Annotated in this window: 27 protein-coding genes; 12 read left to right on the top strand and 15 right to left on the bottom strand. The window is 70.2% G+C overall.

Annotation, left to right across the window (positions count from 1 at the left end; all coding sequences use genetic code 11):
* Nucleotides 1-132: 132 nt before the first annotated feature.
* From ABZ470_RS11150 to ABZ470_RS11115, 8 genes are read right to left on the bottom strand one after another with little or no spacing between them, the layout of a single operon-like run.
* On the bottom strand, nt 133-1,104 hold the full coding sequence (locus ABZ470_RS11150) for an amidohydrolase family protein (protein WP_362911202.1): 972 nt from the start codon (nt 1,102-1,104) through the stop codon (nt 133-135).
* A 3-nt stretch (nt 1,105-1,107) separates the two neighbouring features.
* Entirely contained in the window at nt 1,108-1,623 is a 516-nt protein-coding gene (locus tag ABZ470_RS11145; RefSeq protein WP_352014071.1) for a 3-hydroxyanthranilate 3,4-dioxygenase, read from the bottom strand.
* Nucleotides 1,620-2,039 (bottom strand): RidA family protein, encoded by a 420-nt coding sequence (locus ABZ470_RS11140; protein WP_352014072.1) that lies wholly within the window; start codon nt 2,037-2,039, stop codon nt 1,620-1,622. The genes ABZ470_RS11145 and ABZ470_RS11140 overlap by 4 nt, the downstream gene beginning before the upstream one ends.
* Complete coding sequence (locus ABZ470_RS11135) at nt 2,036-2,815, bottom strand: fumarylacetoacetate hydrolase family protein (RefSeq protein ID WP_362781078.1); 780 nt, start codon at nt 2,813-2,815, stop codon at nt 2,036-2,038. The genes ABZ470_RS11140 and ABZ470_RS11135 overlap by 4 nt, the downstream gene beginning before the upstream one ends.
* Nucleotides 2,812-3,825, bottom strand: coding sequence for a 4-hydroxy-2-oxovalerate aldolase (gene dmpG / locus ABZ470_RS11130; protein WP_352014074.1), 1,014 nt, complete (start codon nt 3,823-3,825; stop codon nt 2,812-2,814). Before dmpG ends, ABZ470_RS11135 begins: the two co-directional genes overlap by 4 nt.
* Nucleotides 3,822-4,754: an acetaldehyde dehydrogenase (acetylating) gene (locus tag ABZ470_RS11125; RefSeq protein ID WP_352014075.1), complete on the bottom strand. Its 933-nt coding sequence runs from the start codon at nt 4,752-4,754 to the stop codon at nt 3,822-3,824. Before ABZ470_RS11125 ends, dmpG begins: the two co-directional genes overlap by 4 nt.
* A complete protein-coding gene (locus ABZ470_RS11120) occupies nt 4,751-5,548 on the bottom strand; it encodes a fumarylacetoacetate hydrolase family protein (RefSeq protein ID WP_352014076.1) in 798 nt (265 codons plus the stop codon). Before ABZ470_RS11120 ends, ABZ470_RS11125 begins: the two co-directional genes overlap by 4 nt.
* Entirely contained in the window at nt 5,541-6,995 is a 1,455-nt protein-coding gene (locus ABZ470_RS11115; RefSeq protein WP_362781072.1) for a 2-hydroxymuconic semialdehyde dehydrogenase, read from the bottom strand. The genes ABZ470_RS11120 and ABZ470_RS11115 overlap by 8 nt, the downstream gene beginning before the upstream one ends.
* A gap of 73 nt (nt 6,996-7,068) precedes the next feature.
* Between ABZ470_RS11115 and ABZ470_RS11110 the strand changes: the two genes are divergently transcribed.
* The 7 genes from ABZ470_RS11110 (at nt 7,069) to ABZ470_RS11080 (ending at nt 11,730) form a co-directional block, all read left to right on the top strand.
* Nucleotides 7,069-7,827: an IclR family transcriptional regulator gene (locus ABZ470_RS11110; RefSeq protein WP_352014078.1), complete on the top strand. Its 759-nt coding sequence runs from the start codon at nt 7,069-7,071 to the stop codon at nt 7,825-7,827.
* 105 nt (nt 7,828-7,932) lie between these two features.
* On the top strand, nt 7,933-8,652 hold the full coding sequence (locus ABZ470_RS11105; protein WP_362911402.1) for a DUF433 domain-containing protein: 720 nt from the start codon (nt 7,933-7,935) through the stop codon (nt 8,650-8,652).
* Between the two features lie 9 nt (nt 8,653-8,661).
* Entirely contained in the window at nt 8,662-9,105 is a 444-nt protein-coding gene (locus ABZ470_RS11100; RefSeq protein ID WP_362911201.1) for a hypothetical protein, read from the top strand.
* 63 nt (nt 9,106-9,168) lie between these two features.
* Nucleotides 9,169-9,879, top strand: coding sequence for a dienelactone hydrolase family protein (locus ABZ470_RS11095; RefSeq protein WP_362911200.1), 711 nt, complete (start codon nt 9,169-9,171; stop codon nt 9,877-9,879).
* A 50-nt stretch (nt 9,880-9,929) separates the two neighbouring features.
* On the top strand, nt 9,930-10,472 hold the full coding sequence (locus tag ABZ470_RS11090; RefSeq protein WP_362911199.1) for a VanZ family protein: 543 nt from the start codon (nt 9,930-9,932) through the stop codon (nt 10,470-10,472).
* A gap of 149 nt (nt 10,473-10,621) precedes the next feature.
* Nucleotides 10,622-11,374 carry a GntR family transcriptional regulator gene (locus ABZ470_RS11085; protein WP_352014083.1) on the top strand — a complete coding sequence of 251 codons (753 nt, stop codon included), beginning with the start codon at nt 10,622-10,624 and terminating at the stop codon, nt 11,372-11,374.
* 122 nt (nt 11,375-11,496) lie between these two features.
* Nucleotides 11,497-11,730 carry a hypothetical protein gene (locus ABZ470_RS11080; protein ID WP_362911198.1) on the top strand — a complete coding sequence of 78 codons (234 nt, stop codon included), beginning with the start codon at nt 11,497-11,499 and terminating at the stop codon, nt 11,728-11,730.
* Between the two features lie 230 nt (nt 11,731-11,960).
* On the opposite strand, the gene ABZ470_RS11075 is transcribed toward ABZ470_RS11080, so the two are convergent.
* Nucleotides 11,961-13,055, bottom strand: coding sequence for a hypothetical protein (locus tag ABZ470_RS11075; protein WP_362781066.1), 1,095 nt, complete (start codon nt 13,053-13,055; stop codon nt 11,961-11,963).
* Between the two features lie 171 nt (nt 13,056-13,226).
* On the opposite strand from ABZ470_RS11075, the gene ABZ470_RS11070 reads away from it, so the two are divergent.
* The 3 genes from ABZ470_RS11070 (at nt 13,227) to ABZ470_RS11060 (ending at nt 15,555) form a co-directional block, all read left to right on the top strand.
* Entirely contained in the window at nt 13,227-13,769 is a 543-nt protein-coding gene (locus tag ABZ470_RS11070; RefSeq protein WP_352014086.1) for a gamma carbonic anhydrase family protein, read from the top strand.
* Nucleotides 13,770-13,816: 47 nt separating this feature from the next.
* Nucleotides 13,817-15,160 carry a hypothetical protein gene (locus ABZ470_RS11065; protein WP_352014087.1) on the top strand — a complete coding sequence of 448 codons (1,344 nt, stop codon included), beginning with the start codon at nt 13,817-13,819 and terminating at the stop codon, nt 15,158-15,160.
* A gap of 206 nt (nt 15,161-15,366) precedes the next feature.
* Nucleotides 15,367-15,555, top strand: coding sequence for a hypothetical protein (locus tag ABZ470_RS11060; RefSeq protein WP_352014157.1), 189 nt, complete (start codon nt 15,367-15,369; stop codon nt 15,553-15,555).
* A gap of 88 nt (nt 15,556-15,643) precedes the next feature.
* On the opposite strand, the gene ABZ470_RS11055 is transcribed toward ABZ470_RS11060, so the two are convergent.
* From ABZ470_RS11055 to ABZ470_RS11030, 6 genes are all read right to left on the bottom strand, one after another.
* Nucleotides 15,644-15,925: a metal-sensitive transcriptional regulator gene (locus tag ABZ470_RS11055; RefSeq protein ID WP_352014088.1), complete on the bottom strand. Its 282-nt coding sequence runs from the start codon at nt 15,923-15,925 to the stop codon at nt 15,644-15,646.
* Nucleotides 15,926-15,998: 73 nt separating this feature from the next.
* Nucleotides 15,999-17,078 (bottom strand): glycosyltransferase, encoded by a 1,080-nt coding sequence (locus ABZ470_RS11050; protein WP_352014089.1) that lies wholly within the window; start codon nt 17,076-17,078, stop codon nt 15,999-16,001.
* Nucleotides 17,075-17,878, bottom strand: coding sequence for a hypothetical protein (locus tag ABZ470_RS11045; RefSeq protein WP_352014090.1), 804 nt, complete (start codon nt 17,876-17,878; stop codon nt 17,075-17,077). Before ABZ470_RS11045 ends, ABZ470_RS11050 begins: the two co-directional genes overlap by 4 nt.
* Nucleotides 17,879-18,051: 173 nt before the next feature.
* Nucleotides 18,052-20,184: a heterodisulfide reductase-related iron-sulfur binding cluster gene (locus tag ABZ470_RS11040; RefSeq protein WP_362911197.1), complete on the bottom strand. Its 2,133-nt coding sequence runs from the start codon at nt 20,182-20,184 to the stop codon at nt 18,052-18,054.
* Between the two features lie 174 nt (nt 20,185-20,358).
* Nucleotides 20,359-21,102 (bottom strand): TetR family transcriptional regulator, encoded by a 744-nt coding sequence (locus tag ABZ470_RS11035; RefSeq protein ID WP_362911196.1) that lies wholly within the window; start codon nt 21,100-21,102, stop codon nt 20,359-20,361.
* Nucleotides 21,099-21,947, bottom strand: a complete 849-nt coding sequence (locus ABZ470_RS11030) for a sugar phosphate isomerase/epimerase (protein WP_352014093.1) — start codon at nt 21,945-21,947, stop codon at nt 21,099-21,101. The genes ABZ470_RS11035 and ABZ470_RS11030 overlap by 4 nt, the downstream gene beginning before the upstream one ends.
* Nucleotides 21,948-22,109: 162 nt before the next feature.
* Between ABZ470_RS11030 and ABZ470_RS11025 the strand changes: the two genes are divergently transcribed.
* Complete coding sequence (locus tag ABZ470_RS11025) at nt 22,110-22,808, top strand: class I SAM-dependent methyltransferase (protein ID WP_362911195.1); 699 nt, start codon at nt 22,110-22,112, stop codon at nt 22,806-22,808.
* A gap of 85 nt (nt 22,809-22,893) precedes the next feature.
* Nucleotides 22,894-23,268, top strand: coding sequence for a MerR family transcriptional regulator (locus ABZ470_RS11020; RefSeq protein WP_352014095.1), 375 nt, complete (start codon nt 22,894-22,896; stop codon nt 23,266-23,268).
* Nucleotide 23,269 lies beyond the last annotated feature (1 nt).

Genomic DNA, 23,269 nt, shown 5'->3' with positions numbered 1-23,269 from the left:
GGGACACCCCCCCCCCTTGGCCCGTCGGCCCCACGCTGTCGGCTATTTCGCACGGGGCCCTTCCGGCGCCGCCCGGGTGACCACCGTGCCAGGTCACCCGGGCGTCGCCGTACGGCCGTGAGGACAGAGGGGTCAGCGGCCGAGGAAGCGTACGGCGTTGCCGCCGAGCAGCCGCGCCCGCGCCTCCTCGGTCAGGAACCCGGCACCCCTGATCAGCGAGCCGACCGGCGTCTCCCCCAGCGGGTAGGGGAAGTCGGAGCCGAGCATGACCCGCTCCTGCCCCATGGTGTCCACCAGCAGCCGCAGCGCCCGCTCGTCGAAGACCACCGAGTCGACGCTGAAGCGCTCCAGATAGGCCGAGGGCGGCAGCAGCGAGGTCCCGACCACGTCGTTGCGGCGGTGCCAGGCGTTCTCGAAGCGACCGAGCCAGAAGGCGAACGAGCCGCCGCCGTGCGCGAAGCAGATCCGCAGGCTGTCGGGGACCCTGTCGAAGACACCGCCCAGAATCAGGGCGAGCACCGACAGGTGGGTCTCCGCCGGCATGCCGACCAGCCACTGGGCCATCCAGCGCCGCAGCCGGGGGCTGTCGGCCATGTCCCACGGGTGGACGAAGACCGGCGCGCCGACGGCCGCGCAGTGCTGGAGGAACTGGACGATCCCCGCGTCGTCGAGGTCGAGGTCACCGACGTGGTTGCCGATCTCGACGCCCGCGTGCCCCTCCGCCAGGCACCGGTCCAGCTCCGCGCAGGCCAGGTCGGGGTCCTGCAACGGCACCTGGCAGAACGGCACGAGCCGCTCGGAGTCGCAGATCTCCAGGGCCAGGTCGTTGAGGATCCGCGCCACCCCGGCCGCCTGCGCCGCCGGACGCTCGTAGGAGAAGAAGACCGGCGTCGGGGAGACGACCTGGACGTCGATCCCGTCGGCGTCCATCCGGTCGAGACGGACCCGGGGGTTCCAGCAGTCGTCCTGGATCCTGCGGAACTCCCGGTCGCCGAGCAGGATCATGGCCTCCCGCTCCGACTCGACCCTGAGCCTGGGCGCCTGCGGCCAGCCCAGGTCGGGCCAGCCCCGGGGGACGTGGTGGGTGTGGACGTCGATGATCAACGGCTATCCCTTGCCCGGGTGGAGGGCGCCGCAGCCGCCGCAGGTACGGGCCTTCTCGTCGTCGTAGAACGCCTGGAAGATCGGCGGCAGGTCGGACACGATGTCACGGACCTGGAGCTCGACCTCGTGTACGACGGCGTTGCAGTCCTGGCAGTACCACCGGAACTTCTCCAGCACGCCCTCCGGCCTGATCCGCTCGACCAGGAAGCCGACCGACCCCTCCTCGGGGCGCTGCGGCGAGTGCGGCAGGTTCGGCGGGAGCAGCCACATCTGGCCCTCCTTGACGTGCACGGTCTCCGGCCCGTCCTCGGTCATGACGTTGATGTGCATGTTGCCGCGGACCTGGTAGAACAGCTCCTCGTACGGGTCGACGTGGAAGTCGGTCCGCGCGTTCGGGCCGCCGACGACCATGACGATGAGGTCGTTCGCCCCCTCGAAGATCACCTTGTTGCCCACCGGGGGCTTGAGCAGGTGGGCGTGCTCGTCGATCCACTTGGTGAAGTCGATGGGCGGAATCACTGGCTCTCCTCCTTGTAGGCGACTGCCTGGATCTCGATCAGAAGATGGGGGTGGGGCAGCTGGTGGACCGCGACCGTCGTCCTGGTCGGTCCGGTCTCGTCGAAGTACTCCGCGTAGACCGCGTTGTAGCCGCCGAAGTCGTTCATGTTCACCAGGTAGGCGGTCACCTGGACCAGGTCGGAGAGGTCGGCTCCCACGGCCTGGAGGATGTCACGGATGTTCTCGATCACCGCCCTGGTCTGCTCGGCGATGTCGAGGCTGACCGTGCCGAACTCGTCGGCCCGTGCCCCGGCGATCGTGTTGTCCGGCCTGCGGGAGCTGGTCCCGGACACGTAGATGAGGTCACCGGCCCGCTTGACGTGCGGGAACCTGCCACGCGGCGTGGCCTTCCCGCCGACGACCACACCCTCGCTCACGGCGCCTCCCCGTTCACGGCGCCCGCGGCGGTGAAGGAGACCGACCCCAGGTGCTGGGCCTGCACCCTGACGTGCGCGCCCGCCGGGAGCGGCTCGGCCGGGGTCGCGGCGCCCGCCAGCAGGATCCAGCCGGGCTCGATGACCACCCCGGCCTGTACGGCCAGCCGCGCGGCCTCGACCACGGCCCTGCGCGGGTCGCCGAGGATGGCTCCGGTCGATCCGGCCTGGACGACCCGGCCGTCGATCTCCAGCAGCACGCCGAGGTTCCACAGCGCCGGGTCGTACGGCCGCCACGGGCCGACGACGTAGCCCGCGGCCGAGGTGTTGTCGGCGATCACGTCGGGCAGCGAGAAGCGGAAGTTCTCGTAGCGGGAGTCGATGATCTCGATGCCGGGCGCCATGGCCACCACGGCGCCGGGGGCGAGGGCGTCGGCGACGGTGGCGATGCGCCTGCCGACGAGGTAGACGACCTCCGGCTCGATACGTGGGTGGATATAGCCGGAAATATCAGCGTTTGAGCCGTCCAGGACCGCCGACGACTCCGGCACCCTGCCGAAGATCACGTCGTGCACGCCCATCTGGCGGCGCTTGCCCTCGCTGGTGAAGCCCAGCTTCACCCCGGCCAGCCGGTCGCCCCGGTCCAGGCGCAGCCGCAGCAACTCCTCCTGCACCCGGTAGGCGGTCGCCACGTCGTAGTCCTGCTCCGGCTGCCGTACGGCGCGAGCCGTACGGGCGGCCTCGTCGAGCACCGCGGCGAGCTTGTGGATGTCGGTCACGCGTTCTCCTTCGCGCGCGCCAGGTCCAGCGCGATGTCCACGATCATGTCCTCCTGGCCGCCGACCATCCGCCGCCTGCCCGCCTCCGTCAGGATGGCCCGGGTGTCGATCCCATAGCGCTCGGAGGCCGCCTCCGCGTGACGCAGGAAGCTGGAGTAGACCCCGGCGTAGCCGAGCGTCAGCGTCTCCCTGTCCACCCGGACCGGCCGGTCCTGCAACGGCCTGATCAGGTCGTCGGCCGCGTCCATCAGGGCGTTGAGGTCACAGCCGTGCTCCCAGCCCATCAGGTCGGCCACCGCGACGAACACCTCGATCGGGCAGTTGCCCGCGCCCGCGCCCATCCCGGCCAGGGAGGCGTCGACCCGGAAGGTGCCGTTCTCCACGGCGACGACCGAGTTGGCCACGCCGAGGCCCAGGTTGTGGTGGGCGTGGACGCCGATCTCCGTCGCCTCGTCGAGCACCTCGCGGTAGGCCCTGACCCGATCACGCACCCCGTCCATGGTCAGCCCGCCGCCGGAGTCGGTCACGTAGACGCAGTGCGCGCCGTACGACTCCATGAGCTTGGCCTGCCTGGCCAGTTCCTCCGGCGGCGCCATGTGGGACATCATCAGGAACCCGGCCACGTCCATGCCCAGTTCGCGGGCGGTGGCGATGTGCTGGGCGGAGATGTCGGCCTCGGTGCAGTGGGTGGCGATCCTGACCGAGGTCACCCCGAGCGCGTGGGCCCGCCTGAGGTCGTGGATGGTGCCGATCCCGGGCAGCAGCAGGGTCGTCAGCTTCGCCTGCCGTACGGCTCCCGCGACCGCCTCGATCCACTCGTCGTCGGTGTGCGCGCCCGCGCCGTAGTTGAAGCTGCCCCCGGCGAGGCCGTCGCCGTGGGCGACCTCGATGGCCGCGACGCCCGCGGCGTCCAGCGCGGCGGCGATCTGAGCCGCCTGCTCCGTGCTGTAACGGTGCCTGATGGCGTGCATGCCGTCCCGCAGCGTCACGTCCTGGACGTAGAGCCTCATGCGCCCACCTCCGCCAGCCGCTCGGCGGTGCGCAACGCGGCCGAGGTCATGATGTCCAGATTGCCCGCGTACGCGGGAAGGTAGTGGGCGGCCCCCTCGACTTCGAGGAAGACGCTCACCTTGACGCCGCCGGAGCGCTCCCCGGTCGGCAGCGGCTCACCCGCCGGGACGCGCTCGAACTGCACGTCCTGCTTGAGCCGGTAACCGGGCACATACCCGGCGACCCGCTCAACCATCTCCCGTACGGCCAGCTCGACCTCGGCCTCGTCACAGTCGTCGACGAGGCAGTAGACCGTGTCCCGCATGATCAACGGCGGTTCCGCCGGGTTGAGGATGATGATCGCCTTGCCCCGCGCGGCCCCGCCGACCTGCTCGATCGCCCGTGAGGTCGTCTCGGTGAACTCGTCGATGTTGGCGCGGGTGCCGGGGCCGGCCGACCTGGAGGAGATCGAGGCGACGATCTCGGCGTAGCGCACCGGGACCCGCGAGGCCACCGCCGCCACGATCGGGATCGTCGCCTGGCCGCCGCAGGTCACCATGTTGAGGTTGCGCTCGCCGAGGTGGGCGTCCAGGTTCACCGGAGGCACCACGTACGGCCCGATCGCGGCCGGGGTCAGGTCGATGACCCGCTTGCCGTGCTCGCGCAGCACCCGGTCGTTGTGCACGTGCGCCCCGGCCGAGGTCGCGTCCAGGACGATGTCCACCTCGTCGAAGCCGGGCAGCTTGACCAGGCCCTCGACACCCTCGTGGGTGGTGGCCACCCCGCGCCGCCTGGCCCGGGCCAGACCGTCGGAGTCGGGGTCGATGCCCGCCATCGCGACGACCTCCACCCGCCTGGACAGCAGCGCCTTGAACATCAGGTCGGTGCCGATGTTGCCCGACCCGATGATCGCGATCTTCACCGGCCCACCCGTGGTCACCGTCGTCATGAGAACACCGCCCTTACCGAACCGACGCCGTCGATGTGCGCCTCGAACACGTCCCCGGCCTCGACGGGCACCATCGGCCCGAGCGCGCCGGTCAGCACCACGTCCCCGGCCAGCAGCGGGAAGTCCTTGCCGCCGAGCGCGTCGGCCAGCCACACGGCCGCGTTGAGCGGGTGCCCCAGGCAGGCCGCACCGGCTCCGGTCGAGGCCTCCTGACCGTTCCTCGTCATGGTCATCCCGGCCAGCCTCAGGTCGAGACCGCGCAGGTCGACCGGGGTGTTGCCGAGCACGAACGCCCCGCTTGAGGCGTTGTCGGCGATGGTGTCCACCAGCGAGATGTCCCACCCGGCGATCCGGCTGTCCACGATCTCGATGGCCGGGAGCACGAAGTCGACCGCCCTGATGACGTCCGCGACCGTGAACGGCCCGCCGACCAGGTCGCTCTTGAGGACGACCGCGATCTCCGCCTCGGCCTTCGGCTGCAGGAACCGGGAGGCGGGCACGGGCAGCCCGTCCAGGCAGGCCATGTCGGCGAAGAGCATCCCGAAGTCGGGCTGGTCGACGCCCAGCTGCCGCTGGACCACGGTCGAGGTCAGGCCGATCTTCCGCCCGACCAGCCGCCGCCCCTCGTGCAGCGCCCTCCTGGTGTTGATCTCCTGTACGGCGTAGCCGACCTCGGCCGTGCCGCTCGGCAGCGTCTGCCGTACCGGGGGACACGGCTTGCCGTGGCGCGCCGCGTCGAGCAGCTGGTCGGCCGCCTCGGCGAGCGCGTCGGTCGCCTCGCTCCACTCACTCATGTTCCGGCTCCAGCTTGATCGTGATCGTGGTGGGTTCCGAGTAGAAGTCCAGGGAGTCGGTGCCGCCCTCCCTGCCGATGCCCGACAGCTTCACCCCGCCGAACGGGGTGCGCAGGTCGCGCAGGTACCAGGTGTTGACCCACACCAGGCCCGCCTCAAGGGACTGGGCGACCCGGTGCGCCCGGCTGAGCCGCGAGGTCCACACCGTCGCGGCCAGGCCGTACTCGCTGTCGTTGGCCAGTGCGATCGCCTCGGCCTCGGTGTCGAACGGCGTGACGTGACAGACGGGGCCGAAGATCTCCTCCCGGTTCACCCTGGAGGTCGGCGGCAGACCGGTCAGCACGGTCGGTTCGACGTAGTACCCCCCGTCCCGTTCGTCGCCGAAGCGCGGCACGCCGCCGCCCGCCCTGAACTCGGCGCCCTCCTTCTCGGCGAGCCGGTAGTAGGTCAGCACCTTGTCCCGGTGCTCGGCGGAGATCATCGGCATCATCGTGGTGTCCTCGTCCTCGGGACGCCCGAACCGCAGCTCCCCGGCCCGCTTGGCCAGGCGCGTGACGAACTCCTCGAAGATCGGCCGCTCGACGTAGAGCCGCTCGGTGCACAGGCAGACCTGCCCGCCGTTGGTGAACACCGAACGCACACTGCCCTCGACGGCCGCGTCCAGATCGACGTCCGCGAAGACCAGCCCGGCGTTCTTGCCGCCCAGCTCGAACGAGACCGGCTTGACCCGGTCCGCCACGCCCTTCATGATCGTCGACCCGGTACGGCTCTCGCCGGTGAAGGTGACCGCGTCCACTCCCGGGTGCTCCACGAGGAACTGGCCGGTCGAGCCGCCGCCGAAGCCGTGCACCACGTTCAGGACACCCGGCGGCAGACCGACCTCGGCGGCGATGTCGGCGAGCACGGCCATCGAGCCCGGCGTGTGCTCCGACGGCTTGACCACGATGGTGTTGCCCGCGACGAGCGAGGGGCCGATCTTCCAGGTCGCCAGCAGGAACGGCAGGTTCCACGGCACGATCACCGCGACCACACCGAGCGGCCTGCGCACCGTGTAGCTCAGCACGTCCTTCAGATGGAAGGCCTCGTCGGGGCGCTGGGCGGCGATCTCGGCGAAGGAACGGAAGTTGGCCGCGCCACGCGGGATGTCCAGCGTACGGGTCTGTGTGATCGACTTACCGGTGTCCGCGATCTCCGCGGCGACGAGCTCCTCGAACCTGGCCTCGATCGCGTCGGCGAGGCGGCGCATCCATCCGGCCCGCTCCGCGATCGGCAGCGCCGCCCAGCCGGGCTGTGCCGCGCGGGCGGCGGCGACCGCCTTGTCGACGACGGCCCGGTCCGCCTCGTGGACCAGGCGGACCACCCCGCCGGTCACGGGGTCGTGCGTCTCGAACGTCGCCCCCTCGGCGACCTGTACCCCACCGATGAAGTGGGTCACCTGGTCAGACAAGTCTTCTCCTCACGAAAGGACCACACCTGGTCACTACGTACGGGTATAGGCGCGGGGACTCCGTTGAGCAAGAATGAGTTCCGTGAAACGGAACACCGACCGGCTCTCGATGCTGGAGAAGTCCTGGCTCGTGCTCGACGCGTTCCGCCCCACGGGAGGCCCGCTGCGGCTCACCGAGGTCGCGGCGCGCTGCCATCTCCCCAAGACCACCGCCTTCCGGCTGCTCACCGAGCTGACCGAGATCGGGGCGGTCACCCGCCGGGACGACGGCTACTACCTCGGCCGCCGGCTGTTCGAACTCGGTAGCATCGTGCCCCTCGAACGCGACCTGAGACACGCCGCGCTGCCCTTCATGCACGACCTGTACGAGGCCACCCACGAGACCGTGCACCTGGGGGTGCGCGACGGCCTCGACGTGGTCTACGTCGAGAAGATCCGCGGCCAGGAGTCCTTCGCCCTGCCCTCACGTGTCGGCGGCCGTCTCCCGCTGACCTGCACCGGCATCGGCAAGGCGCTGCTGGCCTACTCGGGGCCCGGCCTCATCGAGGAGGTCCTCGGCCGTCCTCTGCGCCGCCTGACCCCGCACTCGATCGTGGACCCCAAGCGGCTTGAGGAGGCACTCGGCCAGATCCAGGCGGCGGGCCTGGCCTACGAGCGTGAGGAGTCCCAGCTCGGCGGCGCCTGCATCGCGGCCCCGGTCTTCGGCGACGGCGTGGCGGTCGCCGCCCTGTCGGTCTCCGTCCCCCTGGCCCGCTTCCAGCCCACCCGCCTGGCCCCCGCCGTGAAAGCCGCCGCCCTCGGAATCTCCCGAGCCCTGACCCGGGGCATCTGAACCGTCCCAGAAAATCCTGGACATCGGAACGGCTCCGAGTTGAGATCATGTGCGCGTGCGGATCGTTTTCTCTACCCTGACCTCGGAGGAGGTGGCACCGTGACGATGCCGAACGCCGGCGAGAAAGCCGGTCTGATCAACGACTTTCGTTATGTCACCCCCATCTATTCCAAAGTCCAGGCCGCCGACCTGATCGGTGTTCCCCGCCAGACGTTCCGCAACTGGGCGGTCGGATACGCCTACAAGCGCATCAACGCGCCGATCATGGTGGCTGAGGCGATGGTGACCACGGCGGGCACACACGGTTCGACCGTGCCGTTCGTCGGTCTGGCCGAGGCATACATGCTGGCCGCCTTCCGCAGTGCCAAGGTTCCGATGCAACGCATCAGGCCCGCGATTCGGTGGCTGGAGGACAACATCGGTCTGGAACAGGCCTTGGCGAGCGAGCGGCTGATGACCGACGGCGCCGAGGTCCTCTGGGACTTCAAGGAACGCACCAGCGACCCCGCGGAAAGAGAGGCCGTGGACGGACTGGTCGTGGTCCGCAGCGGCCAGCAGGTCTTCCGCCCCGTCGTACGCGACTACCTGCGGCGTGTCTCCTACCAGGACGGATGGATGAAGGTGATCCGCCTTCCCGGGTACGAGGAGGTCGATGTGACCGTCGATCCCTGGATCAACGGAGGGCAGCCGACCCTGGCTCGCCGGGGGGTCCGACTGGCCGACGTCCTCAGCCGCCTGCGGGCCGGAGAGGGCAGCCGCGACGTCGCCGAGGATTACGACCTGCGGTTGGAAGAGGTCGAGGCGCTCCTCCCTCAGGTCGCGTGAGGCCAGGAGATGGCCGATGAGATCCGGGCGTCGGGACTGACCTTCTTCCTTGACCGGGGACTGGGCTCGCGCATCGTGCCCAACGCGCTCCGCGACGCCGGATGGGTCGTGGAGACCATGGACGAGCGCTATGGCAAGGACGAGTCCCAGCGGATCGCCGACACACAGTGGATCGAGGAGGCGACGATCCGCGGGGACATCCTGATCTGCAAGGACCTCGCAATCACCCACAACGCCGTCGAAGCTCGCGTGATCTACATGAGTGGTGCTCGCGTCTTTGCCCTCGCCAAGGCCAACGTGGTCGGTAAGGAGATGGCTGAGCTACTTCTCTCCAACGAGGAACGGATCGTCGAGGCCGCGAAACGGGTGACCGAGCCGTTCGTCTTCGCCGTCAGTCACAACGGCCTGCGCAGGACTCGTATCCGCTACCCGGCGGCCGACCAGACCCCGTGACGAACTCCCCCGGGGGAGATGCGGTTCACTGGGCTGAGGTGTCGGATGGCTCAGGAGGATCGTGTGGAGACTCGTGTTGAGAAGGTGGCCGTGGCGGACGGGTCCTTCGACCTGCATCTGTGGGTGCCCGAGAGCGGTCATGGCCCGGTCGTCCTGCTGATCCAGGAGATCTACGGGGTCGGGCCCTACATCAGGGGGGTCGCCGAGGAACTCGCGGGGCTGGGGTACGTGGTCGGCGCGCCGGACCTGTTCTGGCGGATCCAGCCCGGCTGGGTCTCCGCCCACGACGAGGCCGGGACCGCGGAGTCGATACGGGTCGGCGCCCGGTTCGACGTCCCCCGGGGGGTCGCGGACGCGGCGGCGGCACTGTCCCTGCTGCGCGAACTGCCCGAGGCGGACGGCCGTGCCGGGATCGTCGGGTTCTGCCTGGGCGGCTCGGTGGCCTACCTGCTGGCCGCCTCCCTGGAGACGGACGCGCGGACGGACGCGGTGCTGTCGTTCTACGGCTCCGCCGTACCGGACGTGACGGGGTTGATGGAGCGGATCGCCTGCCCGTTGCTGCTCGTCTTCGGCGGCTCCGACCCCTACATCCCCCGTGACCGGGTCGCCCTGGTCGAACGGGCCGCGGCGGAGCGGCCGAACGTGGAGGTCCACGTGGCGGAACGGGCCGGGCACGCCTTCCTCAACCACGAGGCCCCGCAGTTCCACGATCCGCAGGAGGCACCCGCCGTCTGGGCGCTCGCCCTGGACTTCCTCGGCCGCCACCTGCGCTGAGCCGGGCCTTACCTGAAGGTCATCTTCCTGTACCCCGGCATCATTACCCCATGCGACAGGTCTGGGCTTTATGGGGAGATGTCATCGTCGTGAGCGCCCTGGCGGTCCCGCTCGCCCTGCTCGCCGTCCGCCTCCTGGCCCGCCGCCGCGCCCGTGACGGCCACCCCCACCCCACCCGTACGGCCGCCGCCGACGTCGCCATGGTGGCCGGGACCGTCCCCTGGATCTGGATGATCCTCACCCCGCGACCGGCCCCGAGCACCGTCAGCCCGGTCCCCTTCCGCGACCTCGCCGAGCTGTTCGACAGCCCGGCCGTCACCGTGTTCGTGCAGGTCGGAGGCAATCTCCTGGTTTTCGCCGCACTCGGCGCCCTGCTGCCGACGCGCGTGGCGCGCCTGGCCTCCCTCACCCGGATCGCCGCCGTGGCCGCCTGCGCGTCGTGCACGGTCGAACTCCTCCAGTACGGCCTGCGCCTGGGCCGGGTGAGTTCCGTCGACGACGTACTGGTCAACACGGCGGGCGCCGTACTGGCCGCGATGGTCACGCGGAGGTGGTGGGCGTCACGGACGGCGGCCGAGACGGGTGTCCGGTAACGGACCGGGTAATTCCCGTCATTCGTCACACGGGTACGATCCGCTCAAAAGAAGCACGGGACCATCGTCTGCATCTGTGCGATCGTGGACAAGACGGGGCAAGTTCTCTGGAGACGCCAAACCCGGTTGGTGACAGAGGGTGATATAACGTGCAGCAATCCCCGGTTCCTCCCGAGCCCCCGATCTACCGGCGCATCGCCGACGGGCTTCGCGAAGCGATCCTGTCCGGCGCGCTCAGAGACGGGGACCGGCTTCCGGGCGAGAACGCCCTGATGGCCGAGCACGGCATAGCCCGCGCGACCGCCAGACAGGCCCTGTCCGTGTTGATCAACGAGGGCCTGGCCGTACCGAAACGCGGTTCGGGAGTCTACGTGCGGCTGTTCCGGCCGATCAGACGGCACGGCTCACGCAGGCTCGCGCAGCGGCAGTGGGGACAGGGCCAGGCGATCTGGGACTCGGACACCTCGGGGCGCCCCTACGCCGTCGACGAGGTGGAGATCGGCAGGGAGGCCGCCGAGGAGGAGGTCGCACGTGTCCTGGGCAGCGCCGAGGTGTGGGTGCGGCGCAGACGCTACTCGGTCGACGGCAGGCCCGTGCAGCTGTCGGTCTCCTGCTTCCCCGCGGCTCTCGTCGAGGGCACACCGATCACCCTGCGGGACACCGGCCCCGGCGGCGTCTACGCGCGCCTGGGCGACCTCGGCCACGCCCCCGCCCACTTCACCGAGGAGGTACGGGCCCGCATGCCCCACCCCCACGAGACCGTCCAGCTCGACCTGCCCGCGGGGACCCCGGTCATCGCGATCGGTCGTGTCGCCTACACGGCGGACGGGACAGCCGTCGAGGTCAACGAGATGGTGCTGGACGCCGCGTCCTATGTACTCCAGTACGACTTCGACGCATAGATCAAGGCGACTCGTCAAGCGATAGGTTGACCTGTCCCCCACGATCATTGATTTCTCTAGAGAAGTGCATCACCGTCGAGAGGTGGACGTCGCGAGGGCCTGGGCGCGGGGAAGGTGCATAGATGTCATTCGATCGGCATCTGGCGGAAATCGCCCGGGAGTTTCCCGCGTGGACGATCTGGCGGAGCGACGCGGGTCGGTGGTGGGCAACCCGCCACCACCCGCTGACCTCCGCCCAGCGTGACCTCGGATGCGCGATGACCATCGACGCGGACGACCCCGAGAAGCTGCGCGAGCAGCTCCATCGTCAGCAGGACCTCTCCGAGCGGCCGGCCGGCCCGGACGAGGACTCCTGAAGAGCCGCCCGGTGCCTGGTTCAGCGGATCGCGCGGCCCCGGCACCGGGCCCCCAATCGCGAAAGGCCCACGACCCATCGGGGGCGGGGGCCTTTCGCTTGATCACACCAGCTTGAATTCGCGGCCCGCACACCGGTGGGATGTGACACCACACGGACCGGGCCATCCGCCGGACGTCTCCTCGCCCGTCATGGGGCGCCCCGGACACAGGACGCCCCGCAGCGGAAGGGCTACGAGCGGGCGACGTACTCGTCGTTCCCCGTCCGGCCGCGCCGTTCCCGGCCGTCCCCGTCGTCCTCGACGATCACTCGGACGGCCTCGACGTCCGACTCGACGACGAGCAGGGTCTCCTCGTCCTGCCCGTCCCTTGCCTGGTCGGGGGTGAAGTCGGCCCTGGGGGTGAAGAAGTCCTGCCCGGAGAAGTCGCCCTCCGCGCCGTCCTGGCCGTCCTGAGCCTCGGCGGCGGCGAGCTCGGGAGCCCGCGGGGCGTCCGGGGCGGGCAGGGCCTGCTGCGCGGGCGCCGGGGGCAGCACGGAGGCCTCGTCGATCAGCGGGCCCGCCGCGCCCTCGCGGTGGATCAGGTCGCCGAGGACGGCACCCATCTCGTTGAGCCGGCGCATGACCTCGTGGTGGGTGTCGGTGAGATATGTCACCCGGCGCCCGGTCGTCTCGTCCAGGATCGTGGCGCGCTGCTGGGCCGCCGTCAGCGTGGCGTGGGCCTCGGCGTTGGCTGAGGTCACCGTGGACTCGGCCTCGGTGCGGGCGCTGTCGATCATCCGCTCGGCCTCGTGCCTGGCGGAGGTGAGGATGCGGTCGGCCTCCGCACGGGCCGAGCGCAGGGTCTCCTCGGACTCGGCGCGGGCCGCGTTGACGGTCTCCTCCGCCTCGTTGCCCGCCTGGGAGAGCATCTGCTCGGAGGCGTTCGTGGCCTCGGACACACGCCGCTCCGCCTCCTGCTGGGCGGCGTTCAGAATGCCCTCGGCCCGCTCCATGGCGGAGGTGACCATCCGCTCGGCCTCGGTGGCGGCGTCGTCGCGGAGCTTGGTCGCCTCGGCGTCGGCGACCTGCCGCTTGGCGGCGGCCTCCTCCTCGCCCAGCTTCAGGATCTGGCTGAGCCGCTCGCCGAGCTCGTCGTAGTCCTGGGGGGCGTCGGAAAGCCGCCGACGAGCGTCAGCCAGCTCCGCACGACTCTGTTCCACCTGGTCGATCGCCCGTGCGAGCCGTTCCTCCAGATCGCGGACCTGGTTGCGGGTGCGGCTCATGTAGTCGTGGACCTGGCGGCGGCTGTAGCCGCGCATGACGACCTCGAACGAGTCTTCATGCATCAGATCGGGAAAGCTCTCGTGCTGGTTTGTCATCGCGCTACCCGTGGAGGTTGTGTTACGGAAAAGGAGACGTCAGGAGACGACTTTCCTGCTTACTGCCCAAGACCGCAACCGGAACGCGCCACCGGCCGCCGAAATATCGGGCATCCGGCCCCCTCGTACCATCGATGCATGAACGCCTCCCCCTACGTCGCGGCCCTCGACGGCGACGCGACCCCCCTGATCCACCCCGAGGCCTACGTCGCCCCCGGAGCCGTGATCGTCGGCCGGGTACGGCTCGGCCGCGCCGCCAACGTCTGGTACGGCTCGGTCCTGCGCGGCGACGACGAACTCATCGAGGTCGGCGAGGAGTGCAACATCCAGGACCTGTGCTGCCTGCACGCCGATCCGCGTGAGCCCGCCGTGCTTGAGGACCGGGTCAGCCTCGGGCACAAGGCGATGGTGCACGGGGCGCACGTGGAGACGGGGGCGCTCATCGGCATCGGGGCGATCGTGCTCGGCGGGGCCAGGATCGGCGCGGGCTCGCTGGTGGCCGCCGGCGCGCTGGTCGGGCCGGGCAAGCGGATCCCGGCCGGGGTGCTCGTCGCCGGGGTCCCGGGCAGGGTCGTCCGCGAGCTGACCGACGAGGACCGCGCCTCCTTCGCCCGCACGCCGGACAACTACGTGGCCAAGGCCGCCAGGCATCGGGCCGCGGCCGTCGTCCAGCCCGTCTGAGCGGCCCGTGGCCGTTGTAGGGCGCCCGCCGGGGGTGGATGGGTAACATGACCGCCGTGCGGCACTGGGACGGGTTTGACGCCATCGAGAGGGATCTGCGTGCCCTCGTGGGCGATCCCCGGTGGGGGACGCTGCCCCCCGTCGCCCGCGCCGAGGCCGTCTCCTCACGCGTCCTGGCCACCCCGGACGGGGGGCGCTGGCTGTTCGGCGCGCGCGCCCGGTGGTACCGCCAGGACCCGGCCGACGGCCGCTGGCACCTGACGGCCCCGCCCGCCGATCCGGCCCTGCGCACGGGCGCCCAGGTGGTGCGGACGCCCTCGCTGGTCCCGCCGCAGCTGGTCCCCGGCATCCACGACCTCACCGCCGACCGTGGCTCGGTGCAGGGGTTCGTCGGCCCCGACGTGCCGTACGAGATCACCGAGCGGCTGCGCGACCTGGTCGTCTCCCAGCGGGGCAGGCGCGTCCAGGACTTCCCGCTCACCGGCCCCTTCACCGAGTTCTTCGCCGGGGAGGTCCCCAGCCCCGTCGCCGCGATCTGGGGCACGCTCATGTGGTGCGCCTACGCGCCCGCCTTCGACGGCAACGAGGTGCTGCTGTCGATGTTCGGCGAGTTCCTCGCCCGCCCGCTGCCCGGCGACGAGTGGGTGCGCTGGCTGCCTCCGGCCTCGCTGGCCGACCTGGCGGCCCTGTACGGCGAGCGGGTCAGGGCCGGTCACCCGGAGGCGGGCCTGCGGCTGGTGGCGTTGATGGCGGACACGGCCGCGACCATCAGGTACGACGCGCGCTTCCGGCCCAGGGCCGACGTCCTGCTGGCCATGATCGACCCGGTGCTGCGCCGTACCGGGCCTGACCCGTCGGTGGCGCACTACGGCGACGACGCGGTACGGCAGGCGTGGCTGGCGCGGTGCCCGCCGCACGTGACGCTGCCCGACGACTCCCCGGGGGAGCACTTCCAGCACGCGATCTACGACCTGGTGGGGACGCTGGGGTTCCTGGTGCCGAAGGGCGCCGAGCCGCGGGCGGTCGCGGCCTCGCTGCTGGCCGCCGACCTGTCGGCCTTCGGGCCCAGGGCGGCCGACCCGCTCTATCCGTGGCTCGATCCCGAGTTACGGCACATCCTCCACGTGGTGCTCTCCGACCCCTCGCATCCGTTACGGGGGTGCTGGCCCCGTTCGGGCAGGCTGCCCTCCGCGCTCAACCCACCCGACAGGGCGGGGGCCGCGGCCTTCCTGGGGGCCGCCTACGCCATGGGGCTGGCGTGGTGCAACCTGACCGGAACACCGGTGCCCGAGCGGGGGTTCACCACGGCCGCCGCGGTCGTGCACCGTCTGACGCACGAACGTGACGATCCCGTCCCGGGTACCTCGGGAACCTTCCCGCGTCACTTCTGACACGGTTCAGCGCGATTAACTCACAGATTTAGTTATTTCACTCCCGTCACTGCTGTATCTCTTGGACCCCATATATATCTGGCAATTTGCCGAATTGTGATCTCAAAATCGGGAAACGATCCCGTTGGGGCTGTGGTGGTGTCGTGAGGAATGGTCCCGATGGGCCATGGGCACGAAAGTCCGCCCACCGTAACCTCGGAGAGGGTGTGGGCTGCGGAAGGAAGGACGACGCGGTGGGGCACGACGACCTGGACTCAAGGGTCCACGACCGTGTCGCGTTGGACGAGATCGCGCTCTACGCGGAGGTGCTGAGCGCCGTTGCCACCAGCGAACGGCCGCTCACCTTGGCGGAGCTCGACAACGCGCTCGGATTGAGCGCCTCGGCTGTTTGCTGAGGCCGATGAGAGAACCATCTGAACGACCTAGTCCCGGACTCCCCCTTCGGAGTCCGGGACGTAGTTCGTGAAGGGGTCCTGTGACTAGTTATGACCGGACGAGCCTGGCGATCGCCGCCGAGGCCTCTTTGATCTTCTCCTGGGCCTCGGGTCCGCCGGAGTTGACCGCGTCGGCGACGCAGTGCGAGATGTGGTCCTCCAGGAGGCCGAGCGCCACCGCCTGGAGCGCCCGCGTCGCGGCCGACACCTGGGTCAGCACGTCGATGCAGTAGGCATCCTCATCGACCATCCGCTGCAGGCCTCTGATCTGTCCCTCGACCCGCCGCAGCCTGGTCAGATAGGCCTGCTTGTCTCCGCTGTAGCCATGCATGTCCCAACGGTACCCGTGTCGCGCCCGACGGGAAGAGGCCGTGATCGAGCACTTGTCCCGCCGTGGACGGCCTTCAGGAAGAGGAGGAGGTCAGCAGCCTCTCCCACTGTTCGGCGACCACGGGCGCCGTGTGGACCGCGGCCGCCCCGAGCGCGCCGGCGGCGAGTTCCCTGCGCCGCCGTTCGTCGTCGATGAGCGCCAGCAGCGCGCCAGCGTAGGCCTCGATCTCGGCGCCCCCCTCGGCCACCAGGACCCCGCTGCGCCCCTCGACCACGAACTCGCCGGGCCCGCTCGGGCTGTCGAAACCGATCACCGGCACCCCGCTGGCCATCGCCTCGATCACCGTCATGCCGGGCGTCTGCGGCGTCTCGGCCCGCGAGGTCACCGCGACGATCGACGCCTTGGCGAACTCGCCGCTCAGGTCGGAGGTCGTGCCCATGAAGTAGACGTGGTTGTGCAGGTTCAGGTCCTGGACCAGGGAGCGCAGCCGCCGCTCCTCCGGGCCGCCGCCGTACAGGCGCAGGCGCCAGTCGGGGCGCTTGTCGGCGACGACGGCGAAGGCTCGGATCAGCCGGTCGTAGGCCTTGACCGGCACCCAGCGCCCGCCCGCGGCCACGATGCGGTTGTCCATGCGGGAGCGCGGCCACGGCCCCGCGGGCAGCGCGTCGGGGATCAGCCTGACGTCGGCGCCGCCGTGCAGGAGGTGGTCCCAGTCCTGCCTGCCCCGCTCGGTCGCGGCGACGACGGCGTCGAGCCGGGGGTAGAACTTCGTGATCGGCCCCGGCGGGGAGGGCCGTCCCCACTCGCGGGCGACGCGTACGGTCTCCCGGGGGACGTGCCGGGCGACCTGGACGCTCAGGCCGGGCCTGGTCGAGACGACCGCGTCGGTCCGCAGGGCGCGCAGCCGCCGCCACAGGGCGACCTCGGCGTGCACCTGTCCCCTGGGCAGCAGGTGCCGCACACCGGGCCGGTCGTCGACGACCCAGGACAGCCGCACCTTGGCGGAGATCGGGAAGAACGGCCTGTCGCGGTGGCGCCGTACGCTGAGGATCTCCACCTCGTGGCGCTCGGCCAGTTCACCGGCGAGGTTGACCACGGACCTGACGTCTCCGCGCATGCCACAGATCGAGGGCACCAGCAGGCAGATCCTCATCCACCGACCTCGATCGTGAGCTCGTCGTCGGCGGTGTAGCGGGGGCGGATCGGCACCCCGTCCACCCGGGTGGCCGGGTAGTGCAGGCGGCGGCGCTTGCCGTTCACGTCGTCGAGCCGGGAGGCCAGGCGCAGCGGGGCGGGCAGGCCGTCGATCTCCAGTGAGGGCGCCCAGGCCGTCGGCTGGGTGGGGTCTCCGGCCACCACGTCGCACAGGTCGCACAGGGAGAGCGCGGCGTGGAAGCGCACCCCCTGGACGGTCGCGGCCGCGGTCAGCGCGGAGCCGGAGGCGTCGTGGCGCAGCGAAAGGCGCGCCTCGTGCCGGGACTCGTCGTCGTCGAGGCCGGTGAAGGCCAGCAGGCCGGTGACCTCGAAGCGGCCCTCACGGAACCAGACCGCGCGGACCTCGGCGACCGGCTCCGCCTCGTCGATCTTCAGGGCCAGGAAGCCGTTGCGGGTCCGGTAGGCCCGGTAGGACATCGTGCGCCTGCTCAGCGCGTAGGCGTCGATGTGGTCCAGGGAGAAGCCGGGGTCGACGCTGTGCAGCCTGGTCCGTGACCCGTCCTGGTTGAGGTAGGTGTCCCAGCGGCCGGGGCTGAGCGGCAGCGGGGCCAGGGAGAAGGCGAGCGTCGCGTCACGCGCCCCGGCTCCCGTCGCCCCCAGTGCCAGCGTGTGCTCGACGGCCGTGCCCCGCTGACGCAGGACCAGCTCACTGCCCTCACTGAGCGGTTCGTCGATGGCCAGGCGGAGGGACAGGACGTCGGCCAGGGTGACCTCGGCATCGGTTACGACGACATGCACCGTTAGCCCCCTCCCCGTCGAACGGCTGCCGCGACGTTGAGATTACCGTGATTTTTCTGTTATAGACAGGATAAGTTTCCGACCATCTGTCCTTTTCGCGCAATCTTGACCCCATGTCAGGTACGGCCCGCAAGTCGCAGGCCGTACCTGGACGGCGAAACCGGGGTTCCGGCCTACCCCTTGATGGACTTGATCAGCAGCTGGGAGACGTCGACGACCTCAAGCGTCTCCTTGGCCTCGCCGGCGTTCTTCTTCTCGTTGATCGAGTCGCCCAGCATGACCAGGCAGAACGGGCAGGCGGTCGAGATGGTGTCCGGGTCGGTGGTCAGCGCCTCGTCGACCCGCTCGGTGTTGATGCGCTTGCCGATCCGCTCCTCCATCCACATCCGCGCGCCGCCCGCGCCGCAGCAGAAGCCCCGCTCCTTGTGCCGGTGCATCTCCTGCGCCTTGACGCCGGGGACCTTGGCCATGATGTCGCGCGGCTGGGAGTACACCTTGTTGTGGCGTCCGAGGAAGCAGGGGTCGTGGTAGGTGATCTTCTCCTCGATCGGCGTGACCGGGACCAGCTTGCCCTCGTCGACCAGCTTGGCCAGCAGCTGGGTGTGGTGCACGACCTCGTAGGTGCCGCCGAGCTGCGGATACTCGTTGGCGAGGGTGTTGAAGCAGTGCGGGCAGGTCGCGACGATCTTCTTGACCCCGGCCTCGTTGAGCGTCTCGATGTTCTGCTTGGCCAGCATGTCGAAGAGGTACTCCATGCCCAGGCGGCGGGCCGGGTCTCCGGTGCAGGCCTCCATCGGGCCGAGCACCGCGAACTTCACCCCCGCGATGTGCAGCAGCTCGGCGACCGCCTTGGTGGTCTTCCTCGCCCTGTCCTCAAGGGCTCCGGCGCAGCCGACCCAGAAGAGGTACTCGGTGTCCTCGGGCATCTTCTCGTCGACGAGCTGGATCTCGATGGGGTCGTCCTCGCGCCCGGCCAGCTCCTCGATCCAGTCGGCCCGCTTCATCTCGGACATCCCCCACGGGTTGCCCTTGTTCTCCAGGTTCCTGACCATGACGCCGGCCTCGGACGGGAAGTTCGACTCCACCATCGCCTGGTAGCGGCGCATGTCCAGGATGTGGTCGATGTGCTCGATGTCCACCGGGCACTGCTCGACGCAGGCGCCACAGTTGGTGCAGGACCACAGCACGTCGGGGTGGATGACGCCGTCCTCGCCGACCAGCGGCTTGTCCAGCAGGGCCAGCACGTCCTCGTGCAGGTCGGCGCGCTGCTCCTGGGTCGCCGACAGGTACGGCGCGATCTTGAAGGCGTGGTCGCGCTGGTCGATGATGAGCATCTTCGGCGACAGCGGCTTGTCGGTGTTCCACGCCGGGCACTGCGACTGGCAGCGTCCGCACTCGGTGCAGGTGTAGAAGTCGAGGAAGCCCTTCCAGGTGGTGTCCTCGACCTTGCCCCGGCCGAGCCGGTCACCGTCGAGGTCCTCGTCCTCGAAGTCGACGACCTTGCCGTCGATCCGCAGCGGCTGGGCGGGGCCGTTGCCGTCGGGGCGGCGGGAGAACAGCACGTTCAGCGGCGCGGTGAAGATGTGCAGGTGCTTGGAGTTCACCACGATGATCAGGAAGACCAGCATGACGCCGATGTGCAGCAGCAGTCCGACGCCTTCGAGGACCTCGTTGGCCGTCTCACCCAGCGGGTACAGCAGCGCCGCGGTGGCCTCGGAGGCGAACGCGCCCGAGGCGTAGGGCAGGTTGCCGGTGTTGTGGGCGGCCCCCCTGAACAGGAACATCGTCCAGATCACGTTGAAGATCATGAAGAGGACGAGCCAGGCTCCGCCGAGGTGCGAACCGGAGAAGCGGGACTTGCGGCCCAGCTTCTTCGGCGAGTTCCTCACTCTGATGACCGCGAAGACGACCAGGCCGACCAGGGCCGCGACCGCGATGAAGTCCTGCAGGAAGCCGAGCACCGGCCAGGTCCCGATGATCGGGATGTGGAAGTCGGGCGTCCCGGTGATCGCGCCCTGGATCAGCGTGCCGTACGCCTCCAGGTAGACGGTCGCCAGGATGAAGAAGGCCCACATGACGAAGAAGTGGGCGGTGCCCGAGGTGGTCCACTTCAGCAGTTTCCGCTGACCGAAGACCTCGACGAGCTGCGCCTTGATCTCGGTGCCGACGTTGTCCCTGGCGTACTCGATCCGCTCGGGGGCCGGTGCCCCCACGGTGGCGAGTTTGTAGAGGAACAACACACGACGCGCGGCGAGCGCGAGCGCGACGGCGGTCATGATCAGCCCGATGATCGCTACCCAGAGCACGGGTCCTCCCACAGACGGCGGTGGCTGTCAGGCGTACGACCGCGGCCCGTCCACGGTTGCGACGGATCGTCCCGCGCCGCCGCGATGCCGTGCGACGGACGGCGACACACGACGACCATGGCCACCATACGGTCAACCTGTCCTGTAGAACAATAATCTGTCCACCGGACCGCATCAGGACACGGGGTCGAGATACCCCTGGATCGTGGGCGCGAGCAGCCCGACCAGTTCCTTGACGTCGACCGAGGCGATCGGCTCCAGCCTGAGCACGTAACGGGCCAGCACCACGCCGAACATCTGGGCGAAGGCCAGCTCCATCCTGATCGGGGGGATGTCCAGCGCCTGCGCCACCCTGTCGACCAGGGCGTGCGTCATGAACTCACGGATCAGGGTGGCCATCTGCTCGTTGGTCATCGCCGTGCGGACCAGCGCGAGCAACGGCTGGCGCGCCTGGGCGTGCGAGGTCATCGTCAGCACGAACTCGGCCAGCCGCTCCCCCATCTCCTCGCGCGGTCCGGCCAGCAGCATGGGGACCACGTCCTCGGGGTCGATCGGCAGCTCCATCGCCGCGACGAACATGCCCTCCTTGCTGGTGAAGTAGTGGTGGACCAGCGCCGGATCGACCTCGGCCCGCCGGGCGATGCCCCGCACCGTCGCCTTGTCGAAGCCCTTCTCCGCGAAGGTCTCACGGGCCGCCGCGAGGATCTGCCCACGCGTGTCGGCCGACCCCGGCCTGCGCCCGAGGCGCCGCCCGCCCGCCGTACGGCCCGCGTCCCGCCCGGTGTCCTGTTCCGTGCCCCGCTCGGCGCCCTGCCTGACGCTCCGCCCCGCGTCCCGCCCGGCGTTCCGCCCTGCGGGAGCCGTACGGCCCGCGCCCCGCCCGGTGTCCTGTTCCGCAGGGGACTGCTGCTCGGTCACCCCTTCGAGCCCGCCGTTCCCGAGCCCTTCGCCCCCGACGCGTGCGAGGGGGCCAGGTGCCGCCGCGCGAAGGCCAGCGCCTCGGCGAGGTCGTCGATCCGCTCGGTACGGCCGCTCGCCTTGCGCGTGTTGATCTCCAGCACGACGAGGCCGTCGTAGCCGTTGCCCGCCATGCGCTCCAGGATCTCCGCGCACGGCTGGTTGCCCCGCCCGGGGACCAGGTGCTCGTCCTTGTTGGCCACCCCGAGCCCGTCGGCCAGGTGCAGGTGGGCCAGCCTGTCGCCGAGCTTGTTGAACATCTCCCTGGCGTCGACACCGGAGACCGCGGTGTGCGACAGGTCCAGGGTGACCTGGGGGAAGTCGTAGTCGATCGGGTTCCAGCCGGGAGAGTAGGGGACCACCTCGTTGCCCCTGGCCTTCAGCGGGAACATGTTCTCCACCGCGAAGACCACGTCGGTCTCCTCGCGCATCCTGGCCAGGCCGACCTCGAACTCGCGGGCGTAGTCACGCTGCCAGCGGAAGGGCGGGTGCACCACGACCGTCCTGGCGCCGACCCGCTCCGCGGCCCGCTGCGCCCGCTGGAGCTTGACCCACGGGTCCTTGCCCCACACCCGCTGGGTGACCAGCAGACACGGCGCGTGGATCGCCAGGATCGGCAGCTGGTAGTGGTCGCTGAGCCGTTCGAGCACGTCGACGTCCTGGCTGACCGGGTCGGCGCCGACCATGATCTCGACGCCGTCGTATCCCAGCCGGGCCGCCAGCTCGAAGGCGTCAGGGGTGCGTTCCGGGTACACCGACGCCGTGGACAGGGCGATCTTCGCGGTGGATGCTCGGGTAACGCTCATACGGATTCCTCGCCTCCCGGCCAGAGCTCGCGTGAGCGGGTCCCCCTACCGCCGTCGGTTCTCTCACTCACGTTGCCAGCCTAAGCGCGCTCGGGGAACGATGGCGTATCGCCCGCTTGACGTGGCGCGGATCACCCGGGCGCCGTCGCTACGGTTGGGGGCATGCCGCGGTTTGCCAAGGGCGCCATTCCCAGCCCGAACATCTGGAACACCCCGCAGATCTACGAGCTGGAGAACCGCGCCGTCGATCCCGAGGGGGTCGCCGACGCCGCGATGGCCGCCGTCAGGCCGCTGACCGGCGCGACGGTCGTGGACATCGGCTGCGGGACGGGCTACCACCTGCCGTCCCTGTCCGCGCGGGCCGCCCGGGTGGTCGGCGTCGAGCCGCACGACGACCTGGTCGAGCTGGCCAGACGCCGCTGCCGCTCCCTGCCGAACGTGGACGTGCGCCGGGGAACCGCCCAGGACCTGCCGCTCCCCGACGCCTCGGCCGACGTGGCCGTCGCCCGCTGGGCCTACTTCTTCGGCCCCGGCTGCGAACCCGGCCTGAAGGAGCTGTCCCGGGTCGTACGGCGCGGCGGCACGGCCTTCGTCATCGACCTGGACGCCACCCGCGGCGCCTTCGGCCGCTGGTTCAGCGCCTCGCTCCCGTCCTACTCCTCCGCCTCCGTCGAGGAGTTCTGGCGGCGCAACGGCTGGCACACCCAGCCTCTCGACCTGCGCATGGCCTTCGAGCGCCGTACCGACCTCGAAGCCGTGCTCCGCATCGAGTTCACGCCGGAGGTCGCGGCGCGGGCCATCGCGGAGACGTCCGGGGTGGAGCTCGAATATCCCAACCTCCTGCGCTGGAAGCGGTTCTGACCTCGCCGGGAATGCGTTCCCCCGGTCCGGGGCTTGACCCTGACACTGACGTCAACGTTTACCGTGGCGCCGTAAGGAGGACCGGATGCGGATCGGGGAGCTCGCCAGACGGGCCGGGGTCAGCCCCAGGGCGCTGCGTTACTACGAGCAGCAGGGGCTGATCAGGGCTCGGCGGACGGCGAACGGCTACCGGGAGTACAGCGAGGCGGATCTCAAGCTCGTCACCGAGATCAGGTCGCTGCTCACGGTCGGGTTCACCCTGGAGGACGCCAAGCCGTTCGTGGCCTGCCTTCGGGCGGGGCACGAGTCGGGGGCCGACTGTCCCGAGTCCGTCGAGGTCTACCGGCGCAAGCTGGCCGAGATCGACGACGAGATCCGCGCGCTACTGGTCCGAAGGGCCGAGGTCGCCGGACAGTTGTCCACGGCCTGCCCCGGATGCGTGCTGACGAAACGGGAGTAGA

The organism is Streptosporangium sp. NPDC020072 (assembly GCF_040631445.1).
GTDB lineage: Bacteria > Actinomycetota > Actinomycetes > Streptosporangiales > Streptosporangiaceae > Streptosporangium.
This window is presented reverse-complemented; position numbering and strand designations above follow the sequence as displayed.